General features: G+C 66.3%; 21 protein-coding genes. 9 read left to right on the plus strand and 12 right to left on the minus strand.

Annotation, left to right across the window (positions count from 1 at the left end; genetic code table 11):
• Nucleotides 1–16: 16 nt before the first annotated feature.
• From O5O53_RS04565 to O5O53_RS04575, 3 genes are read right to left on the minus strand one after another with little or no spacing between them, the layout of a single operon-like run.
• Nucleotides 17–664, minus strand: a complete 648-nt coding sequence (locus tag O5O53_RS04565; RefSeq protein WP_370642048.1) for a GNAT family N-acetyltransferase — start codon at nt 662–664, stop codon at nt 17–19.
• An 8-nt stretch (nt 665–672) separates the two neighbouring features.
• On the minus strand, nt 673–1,980 hold the full coding sequence (gene glp, locus O5O53_RS04570; protein ID WP_269509436.1) for a molybdotransferase-like divisome protein Glp: 1,308 nt from the start codon (nt 1,978–1,980) through the stop codon (nt 673–675).
• 18 nt (nt 1,981–1,998) lie between these two features.
• Nucleotides 1,999–2,973, minus strand: a complete 975-nt coding sequence (locus O5O53_RS04575) for a UTP--glucose-1-phosphate uridylyltransferase (protein ID WP_269509438.1) — start codon at nt 2,971–2,973, stop codon at nt 1,999–2,001.
• Between the two features lie 63 nt (nt 2,974–3,036).
• Here O5O53_RS04575 and O5O53_RS04580 point away from each other — a divergent pair, with 63 nt between their 5' ends.
• Genes O5O53_RS04580 through mscL form a run of 3 tightly spaced genes read left to right on the plus strand, consistent with a single transcriptional unit; the run spans nt 3,037 to nt 4,706 of the window.
• Complete coding sequence (locus O5O53_RS04580; protein WP_269509440.1) at nt 3,037–3,621, plus strand: 5-formyltetrahydrofolate cyclo-ligase; 585 nt, start codon at nt 3,037–3,039, stop codon at nt 3,619–3,621.
• A 34-nt stretch (nt 3,622–3,655) separates the two neighbouring features.
• On the plus strand, nt 3,656–4,300 hold the full coding sequence (locus tag O5O53_RS04585; RefSeq protein ID WP_269509442.1) for an SAF domain-containing protein: 645 nt from the start codon (nt 3,656–3,658) through the stop codon (nt 4,298–4,300).
• Nucleotides 4,284–4,706: a large conductance mechanosensitive channel protein MscL gene (gene mscL, locus O5O53_RS04590; RefSeq protein ID WP_181888019.1), complete on the plus strand. Its 423-nt coding sequence runs from the start codon at nt 4,284–4,286 to the stop codon at nt 4,704–4,706. The genes O5O53_RS04585 and mscL overlap by 17 nt, the downstream gene beginning before the upstream one ends.
• A 28-nt stretch (nt 4,707–4,734) precedes the next feature.
• Here the strand turns inward: mscL and O5O53_RS04595 are convergent, their stop codons facing one another.
• The 7 genes from O5O53_RS04595 to O5O53_RS04625 form a co-directional block, all read right to left on the minus strand.
• A complete protein-coding gene (locus O5O53_RS04595; RefSeq protein WP_181888018.1) occupies nt 4,735–4,932 on the minus strand; it encodes a hypothetical protein in 198 nt (65 codons plus the stop codon).
• A gap of 18 nt (nt 4,933–4,950) precedes the next feature.
• On the minus strand, nt 4,951–5,511 hold the full coding sequence (locus O5O53_RS04600; protein ID WP_181888017.1) for a MogA/MoaB family molybdenum cofactor biosynthesis protein: 561 nt from the start codon (nt 5,509–5,511) through the stop codon (nt 4,951–4,953).
• A gap of 51 nt (nt 5,512–5,562) precedes the next feature.
• Nucleotides 5,563–6,795: a S1C family serine protease gene (locus O5O53_RS04605; protein WP_239307350.1), complete on the minus strand. Its 1,233-nt coding sequence runs from the start codon at nt 6,793–6,795 to the stop codon at nt 5,563–5,565.
• A gap of 101 nt (nt 6,796–6,896) precedes the next feature.
• Nucleotides 6,897–8,378, minus strand: coding sequence for a HAMP domain-containing sensor histidine kinase (locus O5O53_RS04610; RefSeq protein ID WP_269509444.1), 1,482 nt, complete (start codon nt 8,376–8,378; stop codon nt 6,897–6,899).
• Nucleotides 8,375–9,073 (minus strand): response regulator transcription factor, encoded by a 699-nt coding sequence (locus tag O5O53_RS04615; protein ID WP_181888014.1) that lies wholly within the window; start codon nt 9,071–9,073, stop codon nt 8,375–8,377. Before O5O53_RS04615 ends, O5O53_RS04610 begins: the two co-directional genes overlap by 4 nt.
• A gap of 108 nt (nt 9,074–9,181) precedes the next feature.
• Complete coding sequence (rpmF, locus tag O5O53_RS04620) at nt 9,182–9,355, minus strand: 50S ribosomal protein L32 (protein WP_181888013.1); 174 nt, start codon at nt 9,353–9,355, stop codon at nt 9,182–9,184.
• A 21-nt stretch (nt 9,356–9,376) separates the two neighbouring features.
• Complete coding sequence (locus tag O5O53_RS04625) at nt 9,377–9,646, minus strand: type B 50S ribosomal protein L31 (protein ID WP_181888012.1); 270 nt, start codon at nt 9,644–9,646, stop codon at nt 9,377–9,379.
• A 188-nt stretch (nt 9,647–9,834) separates the two neighbouring features.
• Between O5O53_RS04625 and O5O53_RS04630 the strand changes: the two genes are divergently transcribed.
• The 6 genes from O5O53_RS04630 to O5O53_RS04655 all read left to right on the plus strand — a co-directional run bounded on the left by O5O53_RS04630 (nt 9,835) and on the right by O5O53_RS04655 (nt 12,970).
• Nucleotides 9,835–10,965: an SLC13 family permease gene (locus O5O53_RS04630; RefSeq protein WP_269509446.1), complete on the plus strand. Its 1,131-nt coding sequence runs from the start codon at nt 9,835–9,837 to the stop codon at nt 10,963–10,965.
• Between the two features lie 202 nt (nt 10,966–11,167).
• The gene (gene rpmB / locus O5O53_RS04635; protein ID WP_181888011.1) at nt 11,168–11,404 is read left to right on the plus strand and encodes a 50S ribosomal protein L28; all 237 of its coding nucleotides are present in this window, start codon (nt 11,168–11,170) and stop codon (nt 11,402–11,404) included.
• Complete coding sequence (gene rpmG, locus O5O53_RS04640; protein WP_070362828.1) at nt 11,404–11,568, plus strand: 50S ribosomal protein L33; 165 nt, start codon at nt 11,404–11,406, stop codon at nt 11,566–11,568. Before rpmB ends, rpmG begins: the two co-directional genes overlap by 1 nt.
• A 3-nt stretch (nt 11,569–11,571) precedes the next feature.
• The gene (rpsN, locus tag O5O53_RS04645; RefSeq protein ID WP_239217378.1) at nt 11,572–11,877 is read left to right on the plus strand and encodes a 30S ribosomal protein S14; all 306 of its coding nucleotides are present in this window, start codon (nt 11,572–11,574) and stop codon (nt 11,875–11,877) included.
• 11 nt (nt 11,878–11,888) lie between these two features.
• A complete protein-coding gene (rpsR, locus tag O5O53_RS04650) occupies nt 11,889–12,140 on the plus strand; it encodes a 30S ribosomal protein S18 (RefSeq protein WP_172796731.1) in 252 nt (83 codons plus the stop codon).
• 146 nt (nt 12,141–12,286) lie between these two features.
• Nucleotides 12,287–12,970 (plus strand): TetR/AcrR family transcriptional regulator, encoded by a 684-nt coding sequence (locus O5O53_RS04655; RefSeq protein ID WP_269509448.1) that lies wholly within the window; start codon nt 12,287–12,289, stop codon nt 12,968–12,970.
• Here the strand turns inward: O5O53_RS04655 and O5O53_RS04660 are convergent.
• Together O5O53_RS04660 and O5O53_RS04665 are read right to left on the minus strand one after the other, a co-directional pair.
• The gene (locus O5O53_RS04660; RefSeq protein WP_269509450.1) at nt 12,967–13,785 is read right to left on the minus strand and encodes a serine hydrolase; all 819 of its coding nucleotides are present in this window, start codon (nt 13,783–13,785) and stop codon (nt 12,967–12,969) included. The genes O5O53_RS04655 and O5O53_RS04660 overlap by 4 nt on opposite strands.
• Nucleotides 13,779–14,342 carry a hypothetical protein gene (locus O5O53_RS04665; protein ID WP_269509452.1) on the minus strand — a complete coding sequence of 188 codons (564 nt, stop codon included), beginning with the start codon at nt 14,340–14,342 and terminating at the stop codon, nt 13,779–13,781. Before O5O53_RS04665 ends, O5O53_RS04660 begins: the two co-directional genes overlap by 7 nt.
• Between the last annotated feature and the right edge of the window lie 9 nt (nt 14,343–14,351).

Genomic DNA, 14,351 nt, shown 5'->3' on the forward strand with positions numbered 1-14,351 from the left:
AGCTGTTTTTCGCCCTCTAGCGCACCCGGCCGGTCTCGCGCAGGCGCTGCACGGCTGTGGTGGGGAAATCATCGGCATTCAAGGCCACGAAGTGGTGGTCGCGCCACTGCCCGTCGATGTGCAGGTTGCGCCGCAGGTAGCCCTCCTCGCGGAAGCCGTTGAGCTTGAGCACCTGCCCGGAGGCGGGGTTGTGTGGCAGGTAGGTGGCGGTCACGCGGTGCAGTCCGACGCGGGAAAACGCGTGGTCCACACCCAACGCGCACGCGGCGGTGGCCACCCCGCGGCCCATGAACGGCGAGTGCACCCAGTAGCCCACCCAGCATTCGGAGACGATGCCGTGCTGGATGTTGCCCAGGGTGACCTGCCCTGCGAAGCCGCCGTCGACCTCGATGACCAGCGGCACCACGGTGCCCTGGTTGGCCAGCCGCTTCAGGTTCAGCCAGGTGTTGCGCCACGCCGCGTGTGAGTGCGCGTCCTCCCAGCTGCCCTCCACCGTGGGTTCGACCGGTTGGAGCCATTGCTTATCGACGTTTCTCGTGCCCGACCAGTCCTTTCCATCGCGGGAAGTGAGGGGTCGGAGGCGGACGGATGTGCCGTCGGGAAGCGTCGCGGTCGGCGTGGACTCTGGCCAGCCCGGGGTGGGCTGGCGGAACATCGCGAACATGGCTGAGCCTAGCTGCGCTGGCGGAGGAACTCGACGTCCACGATGTCGCCGGGGCGCACGTCCACGGCGTCTTCCGGCAGGTGGATCATGGCGTTGGCCTCCGCGAAACCGGCCAGCAGGTGGGCCGGCCCCGCCTCGAGGGCCGAAAGCGGTTCGACTAGGTAGTCGCCGCTGTCCGCGTCGCGCATCAGGCGGGCGCGGATGTAGCCTCGGCGGCCCGGGATCGAGCTCAGTTCGCGCAGGGAACGGGCCTTGACGGTGCGGCGCGTCACCGCGGTCTTACCCAGGGAGCGGCGGATGGCTGGGCGGATAAACGTCTCCGCAATCACGAGCGCGCTGACCGGGTTCGACGGCAGGAGGAACGCCGGGACGCGCTCCTCCCCCAACAGCCCGAAGCCCTGCACGGAGCCGGGGTGCATGGCCACGCGCGTGGTGTCGACCTGTCCGATCTCGCGCAGGATCTCCTGGATAGGCGCCGCACCGGATCCGCCGACGGCGCCGGTGATGACGACGAACTCGCTCTTGGCGATATGCCCGGCCATGATCTCGCGCATGCGCCGCGGCTCGGCGTTGATGATGCCGGCGCGGTGGACGTCCGCGCCCGCCTCCTTTGCGGCGGCGGACACGACGTAGGAGGCGATGTCGAAGACCTGGCCCAGACCCGGGCTGCGGTCCAGGTCCACCAGTTCCAGGCCGTAGCTCATCACTGTCACGCGTGGGCGCGGGTACACCAGCAGCTTGTCGCGGCCCGCCGCGGCGGCGAGGCCGATCTGGGCGGGGCCGAGCACTGCACCCTGGCGCACGGCGATGTCGCCGGGCTGGATGTCGTCGCCAGGCTTGCGCACGAAGTCACCGGTGCGCACCGGGCGCTGCGGGGTGACGCGTTTTCGCCCGCAGTCCGTCCACTCCAGCGGCAGCACCGCGTCCGCGAGCGTGGGCAGCGGGGCGCCGGTGGCGACGCGCACCGCCTGGCGCGGCTGCAGTCGCAGCGGCTTCTGCGAGCCAGCGGGCACCTCCCCCACCACGGGAAGGGCGCGCTCGCGGTTCGGCTGCGGCGGGTCGGCGGGGGCTTCCTCGCCGTTATCGTCGTGTTCTTCGCGGCGCTCGGGCCTGCGCAGGCCGGCGGAGCCGCCCACGTCGACAGCGCGCACGGCGAAACCGTCCACCGCGGCCTGGGGGAAGCCGGGGACTTGCTTGGTTGAGGTGACCTCTTCGGCGCACATCAGGCCGAGCGCGTCTGTCAGCGCCACCCGGATCGGCTCGGGGGCGGCTGCGGCGTCCACTACAGCCGCAAGCTGGTCCTCTACGCTGCGCATAGCCCGTGCCCCTTTCGTTTACGCGTTGTCCTGCGCCTTTGCTGCAACCTCGGGGTGTTCTGCCTCGAAGTCGGCGATGATCTTCTTCACCGCGGTGTACAACGCCGGGCCGTACTTCTCATCCCGCAAACCGAAATCCACATTCGCCGGGATATACCCGCCCGGGTTACCAAGGTCGTGCCGCTTGCCCTCATGCACCACCACATGCACCGGATGCCCCTCAGAGATCATCAACTCAATCGCATCCGTGAGCTGCAACTCACCACCCTTACCCGGCTTGATACGGCGCAGCGCGTCAAAGATGCCGCGGTCAAGCAGGTAGCGGCCGGTGGCCACAAGCGTCGACGGCGCATCCTCCACAGCAGGCTTTTCCACCATGCCGCGCACCTTCAACACCTCAACACCATCAATCTCGGCCTGGGCGTCCTCGACGTCGAACACGCCGTAGTTGAACACCTCCTCACGCGAGACGTTAAACGCGCACAACACAGAGCCACCCAACTCGTTGCGCACCGCGACCATCTTGTCCATCACACCAGCCGGCAACACCAGATCATCCGGCAGCATCACAGCAACCGCGTCCTCGTCGTCATCCAGCGCCTCTTCCGCGCAACCGACAGCATGGCCAAGCCCGAGCGGCTCGTCCTGGGTCACCGCCACAGCCTCAATCAGACCGTTCGCGCGCGCCACCTTGTCCGCCTGCGCCTGCTTGCCGCGAGAAACCATCAGCTCCTGCAAGTCCGAAAACTCGCCGAAGTGGCGCATGATCTCTTCCTTATTCGGCGCGACCACCACAGCCAGGCGCTGCGCACCGCAAGCTGCAGCCTCCTCCGCAATCAGCTCAATGCCCGGGGTATCCACCACCGGCAGAAGCTCCTTCGGCACCGTCTTCGTCGCCGGCAAAAAACGCGTCCCCATACCCGCAGCCGGCACCACAACAGTCTTCACCGAAGCGCGCGCAGCATCAACGGGTCGGTCAGTAGAATTCTGCATAAACGCAAAGCCTACAGCCCCCAACCCTCACAACCGGGCTGCGACCCGTAAGAAGCGAGGAGTATGCACACGAACACAACCACCCCTCCCCCGAAGGCTGCAATGCGCGCCGCGCACTCGGCTACCCGGCGCGACCTGCGCGGCACCGAGCGCAAGCACGAGCTCGACCAGGCAATCGTTGCGGCGACCCTGGCATGTGTCGACGACTTCGGCGCACGGGGCACGAACATCGCCGCCTACAACCCGCTCGGCTCCGAGCCGGGTCCGGCGGATTTCGCAGCACGGCTCGCCGCCGCGGCACGCACACTGTTTCTGCCGATTTCCCTGCCGGCCGGGGTGCTGGCTTGGGCGCAGTTCGGGGGCGCGGATGCGGCTGGCGCGCTGGGGATCTCTGAGCCGGACGGCCCGCGCTTCACCTCAAACGTGCTGCGCTCCTGCGGGCTGGTGGTGGCGCCGGCGTTAGCCGTCGATAGGCAAGGCATGCGTCTGGGCAAAGGTGCCGGCTATTACGACCGCGCGCTTGCGGGCCTGGATGTCCCCGTCGCGGCGGTGGTCTACGACTGGGAGGTCGTGGACGCGGTGCCCCACGACGCGCACGATCAGGCGGTGGACGCGGTGATCACCACGAAAGGTTTCTTCCGCATCTAGGGAACCGGTGCGCCGCTTTCACCGTCCTATTCCTATGGACTTCTCCGCGCGCCTGAACACCCTCCGCTCCCCCGGCTACCGCCGCTCCGTGATCATCCGCAGGGCGGTAGCCGTGTTCCTCGTCGTCGCTGCTGTGTTGCATGTGCTTATCGACGCCTCACGGTCCGACCCGCCCGCCCTAACCTTCGCCCGCGATGTCGCCCCCGGCACAGTGCTTACCTCGGACGATCTGGAGCTGCGTCGGCTGCCCGCGGAGTCGGTGCCCGACAACGCGCTGGATGATGCGGCGCTGGCCGAGGGGCAACTGCTCGCGGCGGCCGCCTCCCGCGGCGAGGTGGTCACGGCCACGCGCCTGGTCGGTCCGGACCTGGCGGGGCTGCTCACCCAGGACATGCCGGACGGCGAGGAGTTCTCCATGGTGCCGGTCCCCCTGGCGGAACCGGACATCTTGCCTATGCTCCACCACGGGACTGTTGTTGACGTTGTGGGCCAAGGGCCTCGTGTGGTTGCTGAAAATGGGATTGTCGTCACATCTGGGGAAGGCGACGCAGTGTTGGTGCTGCTCAGGCAGGGTGAGGCAGCTGCCGTTGCGGCTGCGTCCCTGTCTGAGCCGCTGACTCTCGTGTTGAGCAACCGTCAACGTCAGTTTAATATCCCCAACCATGCTTCAAGGATTTAAAGATTTCATCATGCGCGGCAACGTCATCGAGCTTGCCGTCGGCGTTGTCATTGGTGCGGCATTCACCGCAGTTGTCACCGCGTTCTCTGACGCGATCATCAACCCGCTCCTCGCTGCCCTGGGTGGCGTGGACTACTCCGGCCTGGGCTTCTTCGTCCGCGAGGGCAACGAGGCGACCTTCGTCGACTTCGGCGCTGTCCTGACCGCCATCATCAACTTCCTGCTCATCGCGGCAGTGATCTACTTCCTGCTCGTTGCTCCGATGAACAAGCTCGACGAGGCGCAGAAGCGCCGCAAGGGCATCGACCCGGACGAGCCGGAGCCGACCGACACCGAGCTGCTCGCGGAAATCCGCGACCTGCTCGCAGGCCAGAACCCGAACAATGTGCAGAAGCCGCTGAACTAGTTCGTCCTTGAGCGGGGCTGGCTGAAAGCTAGTCCCCGTAGTGCGGCGGCCGCTCCGCCTCATAAAAATCGCGGCCCGTCAAACCCGGCTCTTCGTCGCCGAGCAGCACCTCGCGCTCAGCGTCCAGAGCCGGGTTTTCGTTTGCCTGCGTATTCGGCGCGGCGTCCGCGGAGCGGTCGTAGTCCACGTCCGCCTTGCGTACAGCGCGCCTGCGCTTGCGCTCCATGAAACCCTCTGCCCTGGCCTAGACCGAGTGCTGGTTCAGCTCGTCGATGAGGTGGCGCACGAGCGGAGCTGCCGTCGATACGCCGTCGCGGATCGCCTGGCGCGACGACGCGAGGTTCACCACGACAGTGGAGCCGGACACGCCGCAGATGCCGCGCGAGGTGCACGCGTCCACGGCACCGCACGCCTGGCCGGACGCGCGGAGGGCCTGGCTGACACCCGGCACCACCTTGTCGATGACCGCGCGGGTCGCCTCCGGGGTCTTGTCGCGCGGGCCCACGCCGGTGCCGCCGAGGGTGAGCACGAGGTCCACGCCGCCGACAACGCCGGTCTCAATGGCCTTGCGGATCTCGGACTTCTTCGACTTCACGCGCACCACGCCGTCGACCTGGTAGCCGACCTCGCGGAGCAGCTCCACCACCATCTCGTCGGTGTTGTCGCCCGGCGCGTCGTAGCGGCGGTCGCCCACCAGCACGACGATCGCGCAGGGCGACGTCGGGGAGTCGCTCTCCAGCTCTGAGGCGCGCAGCGTCGCATCGTCCGGCTCGGTGATGTCGAGCGCGTCAAACAGTTCCGGCATCGTGGTCAGACTCCCTTGGCACAAAACGGGGCGAATTGGACAGATAAGAAGTTACTCGGAACTCAAGGTCACCTCTACCGGAACCGACTCAGACTCCCCCTCCCGCTGCACCTGCAGCGTCACCGTCTCTCCAAACGCTTTGGAGCGCGTCGCGGCGATGAGGGCGTCAGCAGAGTCGATGGGCCGGTCGTTGAGGCGGGTGATCACATCGCCCGGCTTCAGGCCGGCCTTCTCGCCGGGGCTGTCCGGCTCCACCCCCGCCACCACGGCGCCGCCGCTGAGGCTCTGCATGACGCTCACGCGCACGCCAAGCATCGGCTGCGTGGCCTCGCCCTTTTCAATGAGCTGGTCAGCGACGCGCTTGGCAAAGTTCGACGGGATGGCGAAGCCGAGGCCGATGGAGCCGCCCTGGCCACCTTGGCTCATGCCGCCCGAGGACAGCGAAGCGATAGCGGAGTTCATGCCGATGAGTTTGCCGTTGCGGTCCACCAGGGGCCCGCCGGAGTTGCCGGGGTTGATCGCCGCGTCGGTCTGGATGCCGTCCATGAGCGAGCTCTCGCCGCCGCCCTGGGAAGCGCGCACCGGCCGGTTCAGCGCGGAGACGATGCCGCTGGTCACCGTCGCGGACAGCCCCAGCGGGGAGCCCACCGCGACGACCTCCTGGCCCACGCGCAGCTCGTCGGAGTTGCCGAACTGCATCACCGGCAGGTCGTGCACGTCGTCGATCTTCAGCACGCCGACATCGGTGTTGACGTCGGAGGCGACAAACTGTGCGCTGTGGCGTGAGCCGTCGTTAAGCGTGACCTGCACCTCCGAACCTGGCGTTTCCGCTCCGGCAATGACGTGGTGGTTTGTCAGCACGTAGCCGTCCGCGGAGATGATGGAGCCGGAGCCTTCCGCACTGCCGCGGGGCGTGTCCACCTCAATGGAGACCACCGCAGGCAGCACCGCGGCCGCCACCTGCTCCACGGAGCCCTCGGGTGCCTCGGCCGGGTCCGCGACGGTCGGGTTGCGCAGCTCGCCCTGCGAATCGCTTGCAGACGACACGCTGCTGGACGGCGAATTCGACGCCGCCGTTTCCGCCGCGTTGTCAGACTGGGATGACCCGGCGAGGTACCCGGCGCCGCCGCCGGCGACCAGCGCAGTTGTCAGCGCGACGGCGAACGCCGCGCCGATGCCTTTACCGCGACGCTCCTGCTGCCCCTGGGGCTGCGGTTGCACCTGGTAGACACCGTTGTTTGCCGGGAAACTTGCGGTGTCTCCCGGATAGTTCAGTTCACTCATGAGGGGTTATTATGCACCGCCGTCCTGTGGCAGGTCTTGAGGGCATGCACCGTAATTCGCAATGTTTGCTGGACGATTGCTGTGTGCGCTGGCCTGCGGGTCTAGCTGTAGCTCTTGCGCGGGATCACGCGTGCGGTGGTCTCCGCGGGAGCCTCCTGCACATCCGCGCCGTCCACCTCCGGCGGGCGTCCCGGAAACACCACGCGGAAGCGCGCGCCGCCGTCATCGGATTCTTCCGCCACGATGGTCGCGTTGTGGCGGTCGAAGACCTGCTTCACAATGGCCAGGCCCAGGCCGGAGCCCGGCATCGACCGGGACTCGGGCGCGCGGTAGAAGCGCTCGAACACCTTCTCGCGCTGGTCCGCCGGAATGCCGGGGCCGGAATCGTCCACGATGAGCACCGCGTTGCGCTTCGCCGCCTTCAGCGACACACGCACGGTGCCACCCTGCGGCGACCACTTCGCGGCGTTGTCGATGAGGTTGATCGGTGCGCGCCCCATGGCGAACCGGTCGCCGGTGATGACCCACGGGTCCGCCTCGAATTGGAACGCCAGGTCCGGGCGGCGGCGGCGCACACGGTCGAGCGCTTCCTCCAGCACTTCGTCCAGACGGAAGTCCTCAGGCTCGGCACCTTGCTGCGCTTCGTCGCGCGCCAGGTTGACCAGGTCGCCGATCAGGATAGACATTTCCTCCATCTGCGCCATCACGTCGCGCTCTAGGTCCTTTCGGTCCGGCTCGGAGATCTGGTCCTGCCGGCCGGAGTTGTACAGCATCATCAACAGCTCGATGTTGGTGCGCATCGAGGTCAGCGGGGTTTTCAGCTCGTGGCCCGCGTCCGCCACAAGCTGCGCCTGGCGCGTCTTCGAGTCTTCCAGCGTGGAGATCATCTTGTTCACGGAGGTGGTGATTTCAGCGAACTCGTCGTTGCCGTCGACGGGGAGCTCGGTGAGCTGGTCGGACTCGTTCGCGGCGTCGATAGCCCTGTGCAGTCTGCGCACGGGGCGGAGGCCGACGGCGGAAATCGCCGCGCCCGCGATCCAGGCGAGCAAACCCCCGGTACCCGCAATCACCAGCGCGGCTGCACCCCAGCTGCCGGAGACAATGCTGAACACGTCCAGCGGCTGCGACATGGCCACGGTGACACCGGAGGTGCTGCGGCGCACCACGACGCGCTCCCCCGCCACGGTGTGCTGGGAGAGCATGTCGCCTGACGACGTCGCCGCGTACGGCCCCGCCACCGGCACCGGGTCGCCGTAGAACACGTTGGAACCAGCGGGCGCGGCCGAGACTTTCGCCCACGGGGTTGCGCGGCGAAACTCGGCGAGGGCCTTTTCAAAGCCCTCCCGGTCGTCCGAATCCAGGTCCTTCAGCTGCAGCGACACGCCGTAGCTGCGGGTGCGCAGGTCGTCGTCCATGACGGTCAGACGAGTCGTTTCTGACAGCCGGTAGGTAAACAGCGCGGTCAGCAGAATGACCACGGCGACGATGCCGCCGGCGAGTACGGCCAAGCTGTTGCGCAGGGACCGGCCTGTGCCAGCCTGCCCCTGCGGCTCAGCTTCGCCTGTGAAGCGCCGCAAGATCACGGAGCGGTCTCCCGCAGCACGTAGCCGACGCCGCGGACGGTGTGGATCAGGCGCGATTCGCCGCCTGCTTCAGTCTTGCGACGCAGGTAGCCGATGTAGACCTCGAGCGCGTTGCCAGACGTCGGGAAGTCGTAGCCCCACACTTCTTCCAGGATGGTCTGGCGGGCAAGCACATGGCGCGGGTTCTGCAGCAGCAGGTGCAGCAGCGCAAACTCGGTGCGGGTCAGCGAGATGGCGCGGCCTGCACGGGTGACGTCGCGGGTGGAGGTGTCCATGACCAGGTCCTCGAACTGCAGGCGGGTCTGGTCCTTCTCCGCCGCCTTGCGTGCTTCGGAGCGGGTGCGGCGCAGCAGCGACCCCACGCGCGCCAGCAGCTCCTCCAGGGCGAAGGGCTTGGGCAGGTAGTCGTCCGCGCCCGCATCCAGGCCGGCCACGCGGTCGGACACACCGTCGCGAGCCGTGAGCATGAGGATCGGCCCGTCGTACCCGGAGGAGCGCAGGGTACGGCAGACGCCCAGGCCGTCGAGCTTGGGCATCATAAGGTCGAGGATGGTCAGGTCTGGCTGCTCAATGCGGATCTGATCGAGCGCGTCTTCGCCGTCTACGGCGAGCACCACGTCGTATCCGTTGAAGCGGAGCGAGCGTCGGAGCGACTCGCGGACAGCCTGCTCGTCGTCGGCTACGAGAATCTTCATAGGATTATTATGACTTATTTTCTACTCAGAGTTGAATTGAGCTGAAAAAACCGGGTCCCACCTGGGGATCCCGGTTAGTTCAACGGGTCTAATACGACCCTTAAAAGCTTAGAACTGCTCGACGTCGATCAGACCAGCCTGAGCGGCCTTGATCAGGCGGCGCGGGATGCGCACCTCCTGGCCGTCGACCTTGACGGTCTGCAGGTCGGCGTTGTCGGCCTTCCACTGGGAACGACGCATGCGCGTGTTCGCGCGGGACTTTTTGAACTTCGGTGTTGCCATGACGAGTCTCCTTTATCCCCTCTAGTTGGCCTTCTTCTTGCGGCGGGCCATGCCGCCGAAACGCTGGTTGAACTTCTCCACGCGGCCGGCGGTGTCCATGAGACGCTGCGCGCCGGTCCAGAACGGGTGGGACTCGGCGGTGACGTCCACGACCACGAGCGGGTACTCGTTGCCGTCTTCCCACTGCTCAGTGCGTGCGGAGGTCAGGGTGGAGCGCGTCAGGAACTTGTGGCCCGTGTTTGCGTCCTGGAAAATCACCGGGTGGTAATCCGGGTGAATATCCTTCTTCATTAGATTCGTCTCCCTCAGGATTGAACTACGGGTCGGTTCCGCGAAGTCCCGCGGATCGTGCCCGAGTTGGGTGCGAAATGGTCTTTTCATCCGACGGTCGCCGGATAACCCGCAGTATCTTACAGTTCACGTGCGCGTTTACCTAATTGCGCACTTTGCCTATCGACGCCCCTCCGGTCCCCCTCCCCATGCCACACCAACGATTCCTTTTACCCGCCGCCGCGATTGCGGCGTTTGCCGGCCTCACTGCCGCCAGCTCAGCCGACGCTGTCGCACTCGCTGCACGCCTGATACCTGTACTCACCTTTGCCGCTGGGATGTCTGCCGTGGTGAACCTGGCCGCGCGCGTCCGCATGTTCGAGTGGCTCGTGTCAGCACTCGAACGCGGCACAAGCAGCCGCGAGGCGGTGTTCGCTGGATTTCTGGCATTGGCAACAGTGTCGACAGTGTTCTTCTCCCTCGACACCACGGCCATAATGCTCACCCCGCTCGCCGTGCAGCTGGCGTCCCGCTTCCGGCTTCCGCAGCCCGCGGTGGCGTTGTCGGTCGTCTGGATTGCCAACCTCGCCTCCATGCCGCTGCCTGTGTCGAACCTGACTAACCTCCTGGCGCTCAGCGGCGGCGCATTCAGCTCCAACCACGACTACATCCGTGCGGCCGCCGCGCCCGCCGCCGCGGCGATCGCGGTTGCCGTTGCGGCCGCATACAGCGCCCGCCTTATTTACCGTGGCGCCAGCTCCGCTCCCAACGATGCACCGACGGCGGTTGCGCGACCGACGCCGGCGCTGATTGTCCTCGGCGCAACCGTCGCCGCGCTGCTGAGCCCGGTTCCCTATTGGCTCACCGGCAGCCTCGCCGCTGTTGCGATGTGGTTCGCGGTGGGCACGAACGGCCGCAAGGCAGGTGCCGCTTCGCTGATCCCGTGGCACGCGCTGCTCCTCGCGGCCGCACTCTCAGCCGCAGCGGCGCTGGCCCTCCACGTCGATGCCGTTGCCGCTGCGGTGGGCCTTCTCGACGGCGCGCACCCCGGCGCCATCGCCGCGGCGGGCGCTCTTCTCGCCAACGGCATCAACAACCTGCCCGCATTCCTCGCGCTCGAGCCCGCGGCCGGCGGCCAAGACGGCGTGATGGCCCTACTCATCGGCGTCAATGCCGGCCCGCTGGTGACACCTTGGGCGTCGCTAGCCACCTTGCTCTGGGCGGACCAGCTGAAGCGGGCAGGGGCCGCGGTGCCCTGGCGCCACTTCATCCTGTGGGGCCTAGTGCTCGCCCCGGTAGCCGTCACTGCCGCCACCGCTGCATTGCTGGCGGCAGGCTAGAGAAAAGCCAGCCAGACGCGATTATGAGATAGAGGCCTAAGACGGTATGGTTGTCTCTCGCTGTTGTCGAAGTACACGTTTACGCCTGCGTCAACCGATTGCACTTGCGCTGGTCGCGGACCCTCACTCCGCTTCTCACCTGGCGCTTTACCTCACATAGCGATCGTGTCGTGGGCGGCAAGAAGAGTAAGGAAGCTAACCCATGTCGGCACATTGCCAGGTCACGGGACGTAAGCCGTCTTTCGGCAAGACCGTCTCGCACTCGCACCGCCGCCACTCGCGCCGTTGGAACCCCAACGTGCAGAAGCGCCGGTTCTACCTGCCCTCCGAGGGCCGTACCATCACCCTGAACGTCTCCACCAAGGGTCTGAAGATCATCGACCGCGACGGCATCGAGTCCGTCGTCGCTCAGATCCGCGCACGAGGTGAGAAGATCTAATGGCACGTAACGATATCCGCCCGATCATCAAGCTCAAGTCCACTGCGGGCACCGGTTTCACCTATGTGACCCGCAAGAACAAGCGCAACAACCCGGATCGCATCTCTCTGAAGAAGTACGACCCGGTTGTTCGCAAGCACGTCGAATTCCGCGAGGAGCGATAATTCATGGCGAAGAAATCCAAGATCGCTAAGAACGAGCAGCGTAAAGAGATCGTCGCCCGCTACGCGGAGCGTCGTCAGGAGCTCAAGGCCATCATCAAGAACCCGGAGACCTCTGACGAGGACCGTCTTGATGCACAGTTCGAGCTCAACCGTCAGCCGCGCGACGCCTCCCCGGTTCGCGTGCGCAACCGTGACTCGCGTGACGGTCGCCCCCGTGGCTACCTCCGCAAGTTCGGTGTGTCCCGTGTCCGTATGCGCGAGATGGCTCACCGTGGTGAGCTGCCTGGCGTCCGTAAGTCTTCGTGGTAAGGAGGACTCACATTATGAAGCGCAACAATTCGCGTAAGCCGCGCATTGAGCAGTCCCGCCGCCCGAAGAAGAACCCGCTGAAGGCGAAGGGCATCGAGTCGGTCGACTACAAGGATGTTGAGACCCTGCGTCTGTTCATCTCCGACCGCCACAAGATCCGTTCCCGCCGCGTCACGGGTCTGACCCCGCAGCAGCAGCGCCAGGTCGCTACCGCTGTGAAAAACGCGCGCGAGATGGCTCTTCTGCCGTTCACCACCCGCTAATTAGCCGGTTGACGATGACAGCGTAGAGTCTTCGGCTCTTTCAAGCACCCGCACTCCCCTCCCCGGAGGGTCGAGAGCGGGTGCTTTTCGTCTATAGTTGTCCCGCGCAACCATAATTAGCGAGCCCCACCGAAAGGACGGAAGGCATGGCGAAACCGGTCGGACGGCCACGCAAGCAAAGCCCCCGCCGCAGAGGCGCCACCGCGCGCGAAGAGATCCTCGACGCCGCCTCCGAACTGTTCACCCGCAAAGGTTTCGCCACCACCTCCACCCACGACATCGCGGACGCGGTGGGCATGCGCCAAGCCTCGCTGTACTACCACTTCCCCTCCAAGCGCGACATCTTTCTCACGCTGCTGATGGGCACGATCCAGCCCGCGCTGGCGCTCGCGTCGGATCTGGCAAAGACCGACGAGTCGGCGGCGGTGAAGCTGTGGGCGCTCGTGGCCGCAGAGTCGCGCATCCTGCTGTCCTCGAATTGGAACATCGGCAGGCTCTACCAACTGCCTGTGCTTTTGTCCGAGGAGTTCGCCGAGTACCACGAGGCGCGCCAGGAGCTGGAGGGAATCTTCCGCAAGCTGTCGGGGCAGATTGTCGGCGAGGACGACCCGCGCATCGACCTGCCGTTCCACATGACGCTCGCGGCCATCGAAATGCGCGACAACACAGGCACCGCGCCCTACCCGCTTGTCGACGACGCCCTGCCCGCCCCCGCCGTCACCATCGCCGACGCCGTGCTAGACGTGCTCCACACGGATCTGCCGGAACGCCGCACCGAGCGCATGCTCGAGCTGGTGGACCTGGTTTCCCGCAAGGACGAAGACAACTAGGGCTGGCAGGCCGCAGCCGGCAACTGCGCCAGATCCTTGGCGAGTATTTCCGCGGCGAGGGTGAGCATGGCCTGCCCCGTTTCGTAGGTTCCGTCCGCAGGCAACGCCGTGAGCGCGACCGGTGCCCACGTGCCGTCGCCGCGCGGGACGAGGCCGAACTGCCGAACCTGGTATGCGCCGGTGGTGTCCGGCCCCCACCCGCCCTTGAACAGCGCCCCGACCGTCCCCAGTCCGTACGCCTGCGAAGGCTCCACCTGCCCCATGAGCGCTAGCACCGGTTCGGCGCCTTCCGCACAGGCGAGCTTGTCCGCTAGCGCGGCTTCGTCGGCCACGCTGAGGTGCGTCTGCCCGAACGTGGAAAACTCTGGGCGGAGCGGTTCTGTGTTCACCTGCGCAGCAATCCCCGCCTGTGCGAGCACCGAGTTCACGGCCTCTGATCCGACGGCGTCAAAGAGGCTCTGCGCCGCCGCGTTGTCGGACGCACTCACCGCAGCACGGGCGTCTGGCTCGAGTCCGGGGTTGGTGCGCAAAGCTGCCACGGCGATGGGCACCTTGATGGTGGACCAGGCGGGGCTCGGGTCGGTAAAACCTGCCGATTCCGGCCCTTCCTTTCCTACTGTGGCAACGCCCAGCTGGCCGCCGTAGGAGGATTCGACGTGGGCGACGGTGGCGTCGAGAGGCAAATGCTCATCGGGGGCCGACGGTGGCGCCTCCGTAACGGTTGAGGTGACAACCACGGTTTCGTGGCCGCCGGAACAGGCGGACAAGAACAGCGCGCCGGCTGCGGCGAGTCCGAGGTGCCGGCGAGCTACCAAATCTTGACCCGGGCGTTCTTGCCGCCGGTGCAGTACACCGTCTCCCCGCCAGAGCAGGTCATGCGGTAGGTGATGCCGGTGGCCGGGCTGTAAACCGACACCGTCATATCTGCCGTGCCAGTGCGACCGTAGGACTCCTGGAACGCCTCGTAAACGTTGGTGGCGAAACCTGCTGTGGTCACGTCCGTGTCCGGGGCGTAGTTCGAGTACGTTCGCTTCGCTGGCTCCTTGCTGGGCTGTTCGGGCGCCTCCGACCTCGGCAGCGTGCGAGTCTCAACCACCGTGCTCGTCACCGGCTCGCTGGAGCGGTTAAACGCACCAGAGCCGCCCATGAACGCCAACACGCCGACAAGCGCGGCGAGCAGCAGCGCACCCAGAACGTAGAGCCACGGGCTCGGGCCGCCGCGCTTCTCCGGCTGCTGGTAGCTGGAGGCGTACTCGTCGGGCTGTCCGTACTGCTGCTGCGTCACGGCGCCGAACTGCTGGGTTTGTCCGATATCAGGATCCGTGGAGTACGTCTGGTCCGGATTCCATTGGCTGGAGCCTTGGTTATTCATGGCAACCCC

Origin of the sequence: Corynebacterium faecium, from assembly GCF_027257105.1 — a bacterium.
Classification (GTDB): domain Bacteria; phylum Actinomycetota; class Actinomycetes; order Mycobacteriales; family Mycobacteriaceae; genus Corynebacterium; species Corynebacterium lehmanniae.

Coding starts and splice junctions, on each gene's coding strand:
- O5O53_RS04665 (WP_269509452.1), bottom strand. CDS start 14,342: ATGAATAACCAAGGCTCCAGCCAATGGAATCCGGACCAGACGTACTCC.
- rpmB (WP_181888011.1), top strand. CDS start 11,168: ATGTCGGCACATTGCCAGGTCACGGGACGTAAGCCGTCTTTCGGCAAG.
- O5O53_RS04615 (WP_181888014.1), bottom strand. CDS start 9,073: ATGAAGATTCTCGTAGCCGACGACGAGCAGGCTGTCCGCGAGTCGCTC.
- O5O53_RS04655 (WP_269509448.1), top strand. CDS start 12,287: ATGGCGAAACCGGTCGGACGGCCACGCAAGCAAAGCCCCCGCCGCAGA.
- O5O53_RS04630 (WP_269509446.1), top strand. CDS start 9,835: ATGCCACACCAACGATTCCTTTTACCCGCCGCCGCGATTGCGGCGTTT.
- O5O53_RS04565 (WP_370642048.1), bottom strand. CDS start 664: ATGTTCGCGATGTTCCGCCAGCCCACCCCGGGCTGGCCAGAGTCCACG.
- O5O53_RS04595 (WP_181888018.1), bottom strand. CDS start 4,932: ATGGAGCGCAAGCGCAGGCGCGCTGTACGCAAGGCGGACGTGGACTAC.
- rpmF (WP_181888013.1), bottom strand. CDS start 9,355: ATGGCAACACCGAAGTTCAAAAAGTCCCGCGCGAACACGCGCATGCGT.
- O5O53_RS04600 (WP_181888017.1), bottom strand. CDS start 5,511: ATGCCGGAACTGTTTGACGCGCTCGACATCACCGAGCCGGACGATGCG.
- O5O53_RS04625 (WP_181888012.1), bottom strand. CDS start 9,646: ATGAAGAAGGATATTCACCCGGATTACCACCCGGTGATTTTCCAGGAC.
- O5O53_RS04585 (WP_269509442.1), top strand. CDS start 3,656: ATGGACTTCTCCGCGCGCCTGAACACCCTCCGCTCCCCCGGCTACCGC.
- O5O53_RS04575 (WP_269509438.1), bottom strand. CDS start 2,973: ATGCAGAATTCTACTGACCGACCCGTTGATGCTGCGCGCGCTTCGGTG.
- glp (WP_269509436.1), bottom strand. CDS start 1,980: ATGCGCAGCGTAGAGGACCAGCTTGCGGCTGTAGTGGACGCCGCAGCC.
- rpmG (WP_070362828.1), top strand. CDS start 11,404: ATGGCACGTAACGATATCCGCCCGATCATCAAGCTCAAGTCCACTGCG.
- mscL (WP_181888019.1), top strand. CDS start 4,284: ATGCTTCAAGGATTTAAAGATTTCATCATGCGCGGCAACGTCATCGAG.
- O5O53_RS04605 (WP_239307350.1), bottom strand. CDS start 6,795: ATGAGTGAACTGAACTATCCGGGAGACACCGCAAGTTTCCCGGCAAAC.
- rpsN (WP_239217378.1), top strand. CDS start 11,572: ATGGCGAAGAAATCCAAGATCGCTAAGAACGAGCAGCGTAAAGAGATC.
- O5O53_RS04580 (WP_269509440.1), top strand. CDS start 3,037: ATGCACACGAACACAACCACCCCTCCCCCGAAGGCTGCAATGCGCGCC.